Origin of the sequence: Butyricicoccus sp. (assembly GCF_050872565.1) — a bacterium.
Lineage (GTDB): Bacteria > Bacillota > Clostridia > Oscillospirales > Butyricicoccaceae > Butyricicoccus_A.
Genome location: NZ_JBNMHC010000416.1, coordinates 1 through 1,747, shown reverse-complemented (window position 1 = coordinate 1,747; position 1,747 = coordinate 1). Strand labels below are relative to the sequence as shown.

General features: G+C 48.0%; 3 protein-coding genes. 2 read left to right on the top strand and 1 reads right to left on the bottom strand.

Annotation, left to right across the window (positions count from 1 at the left end; all coding sequences use genetic code 11):
- The coding region (locus ACR0P9_RS12035; RefSeq protein ID WP_432620475.1) for a ClpP family protease at positions 1-485 on the bottom strand (485 nt) is incomplete at its 3' end.
- A gap of 488 nt (positions 486-973) precedes the next feature.
- On the opposite strand from ACR0P9_RS12035, the gene ACR0P9_RS12030 reads away from it, so the two are divergent.
- Together ACR0P9_RS12030 and ACR0P9_RS12025 are read left to right on the top strand one after the other, a co-directional pair.
- Positions 974-1,165: a PspC domain-containing protein gene (locus ACR0P9_RS12030; protein ID WP_432620473.1), complete on the top strand. Its 192-nt coding sequence runs from the start codon at positions 974-976 to the stop codon at positions 1,163-1,165.
- A gap of 167 nt (positions 1,166-1,332) precedes the next feature.
- On the top strand, positions 1,333-1,747 hold a 415-nt coding region (locus ACR0P9_RS12025; RefSeq protein WP_432620471.1), incomplete at its 3' end, for a peptidylprolyl isomerase.

Genomic DNA, 1,747 nt, shown 5'->3' with positions numbered 1-1,747 from the left:
TCCACGATAAAGCGCGTGATGCGCGTCTGGATCTGCCGAAAATATTCATAGGTCTGCGGGGCACCAATGACCGTGCCGCTGATGCGCACAGGATGCAGCATCATGGAGGCAGAAGGGGCGATGAGCGTGCGCTGTGCCGCAACGGCAAGCGGAATGCCGATAGAATGTCCGCCGCCGAGCACGAGCGAAATCGTCGGCTTGTGCATTCCGGCAATCAGCTCTGCGATGGCGAGACCTGCTTCGACATCCCCGCCTGCTGTGTTGAGCAGAATGAGCAGACCGTCAATATCCGGTGTCTCCTCAATTGCGGCGAGCTGGGGCAAAACGTGTTCATATTTGGTTGTTTTGGTCGTTTCCGGTGCTTCTTGATGCCCTTCAATGGTTCCGATAATCGTAATGCAGTGAATGGTTCCATGCGGGGAATGCGTGGTGACGGAACCAGTGTCACTTGCTGTCTGCTGTTTTTCTTCTTTGGTATCAGCCATATGCAAAAAACCTCTTTTGTTTGTAAAATTTTATCATGTATCGCATTGACAAAAGATATTTATACGAATAGTTATCCACATTTCCACAGAGTTATCCACAGAAGCGTGTGAAAAACGGTGGAAAACCTTGTGCATTTGTGGATAACGGGCAAGTCAAACACAAAATATCGGGGGTAACATGGCAGCAACCCCTATATTTACCGGTTGTTTGGAAAAAAATCTGGATCGCTGGCTTTTGTCAAAATGACAGTGTACGCTTTGTAATCAAAAATTACTTCACTTTTTGTGATAATTTCGACTAAAATATCCAATTGTAATCATCAGACAACGATAGGTTGCCCGAATCTCGGAAAGTTATGCACAGGCTTGGAAAATAGGCGGGAAAAAAGCGGATAAACTGTGAAAAAACGGTGCATAGCTTGACTTCTGATACCCGGTACGCTATCATAAAATAAACAGATACAGGAAGAAAAGAAGGAGGCCATTTCATGGAACCGAAAAAATTATATCGGATTGAGCAGGGAAAAATGCTGTTCGGCGTGTGCAATGGCATTGCCGCATATCTGAATATCGACGTGACAGTGATTCGTCTGCTGACGGTGGCACTCGCCGTGTGCAGCGGAGCGGGAATTCTGTTATATATTTTGGCATCTATCCTTATGCCGGTACGGGAATATTAACAATTATCCGGGACAAATTCACGGCAAGCCCTTGTCACTTGCGGGTGGATTTGCTACAATACTATATAGTATCTATTTGAAAACAGCTGCGGATGCACGGCAATTGGCGCGCATTCGTTCAGCACAAACGCGGGTATCCCGCAGAGAAAAAGGAGACAGTAACTCTCATGACAAATCCTATTGTCACCATTGAAATGGAAGATGGCGGCGAGATTCAGATCGAGCTGTATGCCGAAACTGCGCCGAACACGGTAAGAAATTTTGTTAGCCTGGTATCCAAGGGCTTTTATGACGGCACGACATTCCATCGCGTTATCCCTGGCTTTATGATTCAGGGCGGCGATCCGGAAGGCACTGGCATGGGCGGTCCGGGATACACCATTCCGGGCGAGTTCGCAATGAACGGCTTCCACAATGATCTGAAGCACACCCGCGGCGTTTTGTCTATGGCTCGTGCTATGGATCCGAATTCCGCTGGTTCGCAGTTCTTTATTATGGTAGAAGATGCTCCGCATCTGGACAACCAGTATGCAGCCTTCGGCCGTGTTATCACCGGCATGGACGTTTGCGACCGCATTGTGG

Excerpts from the sequence above, each read along its gene's own strand:
- ACR0P9_RS12030 (WP_432620473.1), top strand. The coding sequence starts at position 974 with ATGGAACCGAAAAAATTATATCGGATTGAGCAGGGAAAAATGCTGTTC.